The sequence below is a fragment of the Pseudomonas sp. B329 genome (assembly GCF_023127835.1).
Lineage (GTDB): Bacteria > Pseudomonadota > Gammaproteobacteria > Pseudomonadales > Pseudomonadaceae > Aquipseudomonas > Aquipseudomonas synxantha_A.
Genome location: NZ_SPKP01000038.1, coordinates 1 through 8,454, shown reverse-complemented (window position 1 = coordinate 8,454; position 8,454 = coordinate 1). Strand labels below are relative to the sequence as shown.

Sequence of the window (8,454 nt, the reverse complement as noted above, 5' to 3'; positions counted from 1 at the left end):
GATTGGCCTCAGTTTAAGGCAAAGAGGTGTCTACGAAACCCGGGGCGATTCATATATCTCGCTGATCAATACCGTAAACAACATCGCTGAACGTGACCAGATGCTTGGCAGGCCGATCATCAACGTGACCGATGAGGGGCACATCATCGCCAAGAACCCATTGCTCTGCTCCTACGCGCTGAAGATCATCAAAATGTGGCGAAAGCTAGGTGCCTGGTTCTGGTTCGCTACTCAGAACATTGAGGACCTGCCTAAGGCCGCGGAGCCAATGCTGAACATGATCGAATGGTGGGTTTGCTTGAATATGCCGCCAGACGAGGTCAACAAAATTGCCCGGTTTCGCGAGTTGAATGACGCTCAGAAAAAACTGATGCTGTCTGCGCGTAAGGAGTCAGGGAAATTTACGGAGGGGGTTATCCTGTCCAAATCCACTGAAGTCCTCTTCAGGACCGTGCCGCCCAGTTTGTACTTGGCGATGGCCATGACGGAGCCGGAGGAGAAAGCCGAGCGATTTAGGCTGATGATGGAGCATGGATGGAACGAACTGGATGCTGCGATGGCTATAGCAGAGGCGATTGATAAAAATCGCAGACTTACTCTTTTCAAACCTGACTAAAACTCACACCATTATTGTACTTGCGCGAACATTATAGTTTCCTTATTTACAGGCCAGACTCGCCATTCATATTAAACAATAGCTCCCTAAAAGCTAATTGCTTTAGGGAGCTAGATTTTGGCCAAAAATTACGGCCTAAAAGACTCTAACGAAATACTATTTCACCGCCAATTGACTGCTATGACTGGTTGAAGAGCTTGCTGCGCTGACGCAGCCAGACTCGTTAGACCTGCTGCGGGAGGTGAAAAGCCAGCCATAGCCTGAACCAGAAGTTCAACATTCCCATCTGATAATTTTTTACCGTCCCCAGTCGCGATAGTACGGGGGCGTTCTGGATTACTCGCGTACCAGTTAAGTACCGTCACCTCCTCCTTCGAGCCTAACACAGAAATTTGCAAATCTTGTCCAGCATGTTCAAACCACAATTTATCAGGAGTAATTCCTTTGCCAAATGCCAGCGTACTCATACTGCCACGGAAGGCGACGTCATAACTACCCCTTCCAACTTCTACAGTTGTCATATCACTTACAGTCACCGTATTTGTACCGTCCCCCAGCTTTAGTTTCGCCATCGACTCCGCATTAACAATATGATTATTGCCGTCACCGACATTCAGATTTCGTATATACCCCTTTATTATGTTTTGACCATTACCAACAGACACCTCGCTAGTCTGAGGCGAGGCAGTTATAACATTATCACCATCACCAACCAGAAGTGTTCGATAGATACCTGTAACAAGATTATTCCCATCACCAACAGTAGCTACAGTGGTAATTTCAGTGGAGTCTATTTCATTACGACCATCACCAACAACCAACGACCCCCGAATCCCGTTAAGTCTGACTTTATTATTACCATCACCTAATGCCAGTTTCGCACCGAATCCACTGACGGCAAAATCATTTTCAGCAAGACCGGGAGAATTTATTATCGCAAACGGAGTATTAACAAGTACGGTATTAGCTCCGATTGGCGTCACTGGTTTGGGGGGATCAATGACAATAGGAGCACGGGCGGCATTTCCATAGACACTAGAGGGGTGAACAATTTTACTTACAAGCGATTCTATCGGAGCAATAACGGTCGGTTCTTGTCGGCGCCAAACCGAATTGCCTTCTTCATATGATGGAGACACCTCTGAAATCACATCAGGAATATTTATGACTAGTGGCTCGTGCTGATACCAACTTTTATTGACATAACTTTCGACAACTATTGGTGTATGTACAGCCATTTCAACTATCTTGGTCCGATCGCTATTATGCGCCGCAAAAATTTCGTCAAACCTACTGCTTCTGATTTCTGTCGGACCAGTATAGCCGCCCCTACCAGCCTCTCTACCAGCAACTATAGGCGTGGGTGTAGTCATGACAATCGGCTTGGTTGGGTCAACACCTCGTTCAGCTAAAATCTCTTCAATACTTCTTACCTTTGTATCCGTTGGAAAACGATCTCGCTCTGCCAAAAGTTCTTTGACTGTCGGGCCAGTAGGAACGTTGATTGGAAGAATAGGCGGCAAAACGATGGGCAATATATCAATATTCGGCCGCTTGATAGAGGGCTCCAATGTGCCCGGGACAGTAATCGTCGGATGCAATCGATCAGGGGCCGTCACAACAGGTGTGATCATCGGACGAGAAACAGAAGGACCCACTGGACCCGGAACCGTAATCGTCGGCTGTAATGGATCAGGAGTAGTCACAACAGGTGATACTTTTGGGGGAGCAATAGGGACCAGATCCAGCGCATGGGAAGCGAATATGAAATCGGCCCGATTCAACTGAGACACATCAAGCGCGTCCAGATAAACCAATTTTACCTTCGCACCAGTTGGGTCAAGTGCGGTGGTCGCGATCTCTACGCCGTGAATTTGCGACAGCCCGTTTATCGTACCTCGATTGCTTTTAGTAATTGAGAGTTGTTCAAAACTGGTGATGCCCGTCTGACTTAAATCTATTTTATCAGTGCCCTGCCTGAATCCCCTTAACGCGTTTTGATAATTCTCAACTCCTGGCTGTCTAGCGACAACAAAAGTATCTGAAGTAGCACTGTCATGGCTGTACACGGTACCGGCCAGAGACGCTACAAACTGACCGTCGGCTCCTGTCGTGATACTCACGCCCTTGGCCCCCCCCTTCAACACGACAGTACCCAAGCCCTCCTGGGAAGTGACAGAAGAAGCATTGCTGTTAACGTATGCCGCTGGTGCAACGAACGTATCTTGGAACTTGAACAGAGCAGAGGTAAAAGCGGATGCAGACTGATTCTTCAACAAGATAGACTGAGCACCGCCGAGATCCACCCTCACATCAGCACCGCGTTGTGTAATAAGCAGGTTTGCAAAAGACTTGCCTGCGAAGCCAACCAGATTGATTATTTCCCCCCGGGCAGCGTCGTAATTCACCACGGTATCGTTACCGCCACTGCGGCGATGGACCACAAAAAAGTCCTTACCCGTGCCACCCTGGAGAACGTTGTTACCTCGGCCGCCATCAAGCAATGCATCTGCCGGACCTGCGACCAGCGTGTCATTACCATCGCCAGTCACAATGTTTTGGATAGGTGAGCGACTCTTGATCGTGAGGGCCGCTCCTCCAATGTTTGCAACGCCTGTTACCAAATTGACAGAAGTATCACCAGAGACCGCCGCGGCATTGAGCGTATTACGCCCACCAGCAGTTGCATCTGCGGCATCGTCCAATACACCACGTTTAGCCTGCGCAGCTACCGCTTTGATGTACTCGTCTGTATAAAAGAACGTGTCGTCAGCACTCATCTTGCTACCGTACAGGCGCAACGACCAACTGTTCAGCGTGACAGGAAGCCCATTGGCGGAGTCGGTCACCTCAAGCTTCCATTCACCTGCCGTGAGCTCGCCCCAGTGATGAGTACTCATGAAGGTATACTTGAAAGCACCTGACTGTGCGCTGCCCACGTCAGCATCGCTCGCTCCTGCCGTACCAACCGGCACCTTCCCCTGTCGGTTAAGCAATACGCTTTGTGTTCCATCTGGAGAAATTAGCTTAAGGGTCACATCTCCCAAACGGCCGACCTGAGCATCAAAGTCGATTTCGGCATGCTCAACGTACGAGACAGCATTCATTGCCAAACTTGATGAGAAGGTTTCACCCGCCGCCAACGTTTTACCAACAACACCACTGGAAGCACTGAACACTGACTCGTTGGCGCCAGTGCTCTGAGTCATCCAGGCTTCAGACAGCCGCACAGCAGCACGGGCATCGACTTCACCGAAACCGTAGTCATTACTGGTATGCATACCGGCTCCGTTCCAGTTGCGGGCGCCGTTATCGCTCCAGACTGTAGACGGATCGTTAACCTTGCGCGCCGATAGCGCCAGGATTTGCTGGACATCTCGGTAACCCAAATTAGGGTTGGCTTGAAGCATCAGCGCAATGACGCCTGAAACGATCGGCGCAGCGAAACTGGTGCCTTGCATAGCACTGTAGCTATTGCCGAATGTTGAGCCACGATCAGTTTCCAGCATATGGCTGGTGGACACGACATTACTGCCTGGCGCCGAGACTAATAGACTTGCACCTGGATTAGAGAACGGTGCAGAGCCTATTTGTAAAGTCGACAAATCAGCTTGCGCATTGATGGCTCCGACCTGAATCGAGTGGCGGTTGTTGTTGGTCAGTGATCCTTGTGCACTGCCACCCGTAGCGCGACTGTTGCCCCCGGCAGTCACAATAATGGTCCCTAACCCACCTCGACCATTATTTGCAGCATATTGGGCATTGGAAGTTAGTGAGCTGGCGGTATTGATTTTGCCTTGTTGCATGTTACTAATGGCGAAATCACGCTGAAACCCCCAGCTGTTGTTGGCAATGTCGTAACTGACCATGTGGCCGAGCCCAGCCAGATCATCACCTTCGTTGGCCAGATAATAACCGCCCAGCGTTGCATCATGTGCAACTCCGACCCCCCCGATACCATTCTTGGCTCCGACCATCACGCCGGCAACCATTGTCGCGTGATTGGACACCACGCCTGGCAAGGTTTCATTCGTCTGCTGAGTCTGCAACCAAGCTTTATCTACGTTAGGTGCAAGATCCGGGTGCTTAACATCGAAGATTTCAGGCTGGGTAGCAAACTCACCGCCTGGCTCAAACTGACCTATTCGTACACCTTTACCCGTGTAATCCTTCCAGACTGGCAACACATTGATATCACTGAGATACCACTGTTGTGCCGCCAACGGATCCAGCGGTACTTCTGGAGTCAGCAACGAAACCTTGGCTCGCATGGGAGCCGTTTGCCCTGTACCCAGGTCGACTACCGTGGCAGAGGGGTTGCCCGCGTCATTAATCACGCCATATTTGAAGCTGAGCAATCCAGTGAAGCGTAGATCAGGAGTAAAGAGTACATCGCCCTGTTGGGTAAGGCTGACGGTGCCACCAATAGCCTCGTCCACACTTGCAATACGTAGAGCACCTTTACTGTTGAGATGCTGATCATTGGCGAGGAGACTTGCTGCTGAAATCAAGTGGGCTTGCGTACGACCAAATGCCTTGCCAGCCTGATCGACAGTTAGAACATCCCCCACCGGCATCGCGTTGGGCAAGTCCAAATCTACAGCTGAAATATCCGAAAAGTTCAGCTTTTGGATATTTTTCAGTGTGACAGTACCGTCTCGTCCAGCGATCTTATCGGCCACTTCGTAACCAGTGGCAGTACGTGTAATTTTATAATCGCCATGGTTGCCATGCAGGGTAACGATGTTGATTCCGCCATCACCGTCGATGGACGCATTGCCATGACCGACTTCGATGACATCGTTGCCGAGCCCACCGTAGATTTTATCGGCACCGCCACCTGCATGAATGATGCTCCCGGCTTCGGAGGCGTAAATGGTATCTCCCTTTGGCCCGGCATAAATAACCGCCTTGCCGCTGCCTCCGATAATGGTGTTATGGCCTAAGCCCCCCACCAGAACATCGTTACCGGCACCACCCATTATCGTTGAACCACCCTTGCCCCCTTTGATAAAGGCGCTGGAAGCTCCACCGCTGATAATGACGTCATGACCACTGCCGCCCTGGGCAATCGTAAGACCCGCTTGCGCCATGTTCAGGGTCATACCTTCGCTACCCACAATAATAGCTGTATCACGACCACCATTACCGTAGATATTTTTTGTAACGTCAGAAGCGCTGATGACAAATACATCATCACCCGCCGACCCCTTGTAGGTATTGCTACCTCCGCCGCCCACTAGCCAACTCCCCTGAAGGGCCGCCGTCAAAGTATCGTCGCCACTGCCACCGTAAAGATTACTTACACCCAACTGCCCAGCGTCCAGTGCTTGCCCGACAGGGCTGTGACTCATGTAAGCGGTAGTGCTGATTTCGCCAAACTGTGAAGTTACTTTGGTGCCTTCGCCGATAACCGCTACAGTGTTGCTGACAGGGTCACCCAGGAAGTCAACCGCTAGCGCTTCTCGCGTGACACCGTTACTGATGAATGAACCTTTAGCTAGTACCCTGTTGCCGTCACGTACCTCACTGCTGGCTGTCACAGTACGCACGTTGATCTCGGTAATACCCAGACTTGCGAGTGTCTTCAGCTCACCAGCGTCGGACTTGCCATCATGGCTGGCATCAACCCAAACCCGTAATTTGCTCCAAATGGGATCGTTCTTGTTGACAACTCCGTTTTTGTCGGCATCTTCGCTCGCTAACGCCTCAAAGCCATCCTTAAAGCGCTCCTCACCCGCAACTCCATTAACGCCTGCCTTACCGCGATAATACTCAGAGAACATCTGGCTGACGTTCTTGATCTGGCCATTGCCATCATCGAACACCAGCATGCCAGTTGTACGGTCAGCCCATCCCGTACGCTTGAGCGTGCCGCTGTTATCAGTATCAAACAGTACCGCGTCCTGTAAATCTGTCATGTGCACCCCTTTGCCGGTCAAGTCCAGCAGCAACGGGTCCACATACGTGTTAAAGGTGGTCATAGCGGCCAAACCATTCATCGTTACTGCATTACGCAGGCTGAAGTCCGGCTTAGTACTGGTTGGTGTCTGGTAGAACTGGGAAAGGTAAGCATTAGGGCGGGCATTAGGGTCGAGCTGCGCTTCCCCCGGGCGGATACCGCCTGAGGCCATGCTAGCCATCTGCGTGGAGGCGAAATCTGTGTTGTTGAGGATGCCTCCCAAGGCAAAAATTTTGTGTGTTGATGCGTTATGAATGAATCCGTTGGCGACATCTTGTTGAGCTTTGCTTTCGCCTTGGACGCTTTTCTGTGATTGGGGAGAGGGAATGATGTCAATGTTGATCTGGTTGGCTGGCGAGGGAGCTCCGGCTGGGGATTGCAACGGATATGCCCCTCCAAGCCAGATACATTGTCGAGCTTCTTTGGCGTCGTAGTAGTCTTTATGACGAGTTAAATCATCGCGAATAATTTTTGCACCTTGGCCATACAAAAGATCCCCTACAACTTTTACATTATCACTCGGCAAAAGCTTTCCTTCGGTACTCTTATGGTTGTATCCAAGCACCTTCAATGAAGCATATGCAAAGTCAACACAGCTATTGGTAAATGCATTATATTTGGTCGTATCGAATCCACCTTGAGCACTTGGAGCTCGAGAAAACCTGGAAAGGTTATCGTACTGCTCCTTACTTAACTCAAGCGTTACTTCATAAATTGATTGTTTGTATCCAACATCATCATATGTGGATAAACGCCCCTCTCCTTTCCACACACCATCTCTAGATTCAAACCCAACGCTTTCTGCTTTAACTCCATCACTTAAAACATACCACATATGCCCCGCGAGGGACTCAGATACATCTCCTTTATTATGTTTGCCCTTGGCTTCTTGGTATACATACTCAGCCCCCCCTTCAGAAACCTTATAAGTTACAGAATATTTGCTTCCCATAGCACACCTCGCACGTTAATTTTCTCAGCACCATTAGACACAACAGAATATCCGCACAACAATTGACGGCGACCGTTTTTTGACAAGCGCCAGACAAATCAGCTCATCCGTCACACGCACCCAAAACTTCAGGCGCACTGATAAAAAAATCAGCGCTTGGGACTATAATAAGAAAACTCAACAAAGCTTTTTGTACCTTGAAAGCTGTCCAAGTCATCAATCGTTTCTATTTCCATTTGATAACTTCCTGGAAGTAAATCAAATATCTCAACAGGGCGAACTGCTGCAAACATACCTACACCTTCATAATAAAAGTGCTGCCCCCATTCCAGCCCAGTCGTGACGAGGTAGTCATCAAAAAATATTTTGTTATCTTTTAAAACTTTTAAATGAACCTTAATAGACACACCATCATTATTTGGATCGCCCCAGACAATCTCTTCCTCCAGCATTTTTTGAAGACTTTTTTCCTCTCCGTCCACTACACGAACAAAAAGGAACGCAACTCGATAGTCTCCCCTTTCATTCACGACAAAGCTCGCACTCGCCACTTGATTTGCCTGAGACACATCAAATGGCTTAACGACCACTATGGGAGCCGAGCAAGCCGACAAGAAAAAACAGCCAAGAACAACAGTGAAATAATTTATCCAGCACTTACCTCTTAATAACATCATCAAACTCCACCCCACCACCATTCACCAAATAACTCGCACACCACCTTCACACATTGAAAGGCATATTTACTTATCAACGTTCTCTTAAGCTCTCCCCCAAGTGCTGCTGTAGGGGGCTTAGAAAGTAATCAATAACTCGGCGTTGATCTGTTTTAACCTCAGCCGTGACAGACATCCCCGGCGTCAGCGCAACAGGTTGTCCTTTGATCATTAGGCTGTCGGACTTAAGTCGAATACGGCTGCTATA

The 8,454-nt window shown here is 49.4% G+C and carries 2 protein-coding genes and 2 pseudogenes; 1 reads left to right on the top strand and 3 read right to left on the bottom strand.

The window, feature by feature from the left end:
• A pseudogene (locus E4P00_RS18105) lies at positions 1 to 616 on the top strand (hypothetical protein); the annotation flags it as partial.
• 161 nt (positions 617 to 777) lie between these two features.
• On the opposite strand, the gene E4P00_RS18100 reads toward E4P00_RS18105, so the two are convergent.
• The 3 genes and pseudogenes from E4P00_RS18100 to E4P00_RS18090 all read right to left on the bottom strand — a co-directional run.
• Entirely contained in the window at positions 778 to 7,530 is a 6,753-nt protein-coding gene (locus E4P00_RS18100; RefSeq protein ID WP_248132385.1) for a S8 family serine peptidase, read from the bottom strand.
• Between the two features lie 149 nt (positions 7,531 to 7,679).
• Positions 7,680 to 8,207, bottom strand: a complete 528-nt coding sequence (locus E4P00_RS18095; RefSeq protein ID WP_248132383.1) for a DUF5625 family protein — start codon at positions 8,205 to 8,207, stop codon at positions 7,680 to 7,682.
• A gap of 73 nt (positions 8,208 to 8,280) precedes the next feature.
• Positions 8,281 to 8,454: pseudogene (locus E4P00_RS18090) on the bottom strand (hemolysin secretion protein D); the annotation flags it as partial.

Bases quoted from the DNA above. Each gene is read 5' to 3' on its own strand.
- E4P00_RS18095 (WP_248132383.1), bottom strand. From the start codon at position 8,207: ATGATGTTATTAAGAGGTAAGTGCTGGATAAATTATTTCACTGTTGTT.
- E4P00_RS18100 (WP_248132385.1), bottom strand. From the start codon at position 7,530: ATGGGAAGCAAATATTCTGTAACTTATAAGGTTTCTGAAGGGGGGGCT.